Below are 943 nucleotides of genomic sequence, written 5' to 3'. Positions count from 1 at the left end.
GATTTTGTGTTTCTCAAACAAAGGTAAAGTGTATTGGTTGCGTACCTTTGAGATTCCGCAAGCAAGCCGTGGTTCACGTGGCCGGCCAATGGTGAATATTTTGCCGCTTGACGAAGGTGAGCGTATTACGACGTTCCTGTCCGTTAATGAATACGCAGCCGATCATTACGTATTTATGGCGACCGCGAACGGCACCGTGAAGAAAACGCCTCTAGAGAACTTCTCGCGTCCGCGCCCTTCAGGTCTTATCGCTTTAGGTTTGGATGATGGCGATACGTTGATTGGCGCTGCTATCACTAATGGTGAGCGTGACATCATGCTCATGGGTAGTCACGGTAAGATGATCCGTTTCGATGAGAATGATGTGCGTGCGATGGGCAGAACGGCGCGTGGTGTGCGTGGTATTAAGTTGCCAGAAAATCACAGAGTTGTTTCTTTGATTCTTCCTGAGGAAGATGGCTTGTTGTTGGTGGCAAGTGAGAACGGTTACGGCAAGCGCACACGTCTTGATGAATTCTCAGTCATCAATCGTGGTGGTCAGGGTGTCATCGCAATGCAAGTGTCTGATCGAAACGGAAGCTTAGTGTCCGCTGTTCAAACATTTGAAGGCGATGAAATGATGCTGATCAGTGACAAGGGCACTCTCGTTCGATCGCGCACTGAAGAAGTTTCTGTCCTTGGTCGTAATACACAAGGTGTTCGTTTAATTAAACTCACCCAAGAGGGTGAACGCTTAGTGGCTGTAGAGCGTATCGAAGAACCAGAGTCAGAAGAATTAGATGATGAGGGTGTCGAAGAGGGTGCGGTACAAGCTGAATCTTCTGAGAGTGACTCTTCAAGTGATTCAACTGATGGCGATACACTGCAGTAATTGGCTTTGATATGACGAATGAAGCAGAAGCGTTAGGCCGCTTGCGTAAAGATATAGATCGAATTGATAGTG

The 943-nt window shown here is 47.6% G+C and carries 1 protein-coding gene; it reads left to right on the top strand.

The features are described from left to right. A partial coding sequence (locus tag A3762_RS22075) for a DNA gyrase C-terminal beta-propeller domain-containing protein (RefSeq protein WP_304439318.1) occupies positions 1-871 on the top strand: 871 nt, incomplete at its 5' end. Between the last annotated feature and the right edge of the window lie 72 nt (positions 872-943).

It is taken from the genome of Oleiphilus sp. HI0125 (assembly GCF_001635355.1).
The sequence above is the reverse complement of the archived record's forward strand: the minus strand, read 5'-3'. Positions and strand labels throughout refer to the sequence as shown.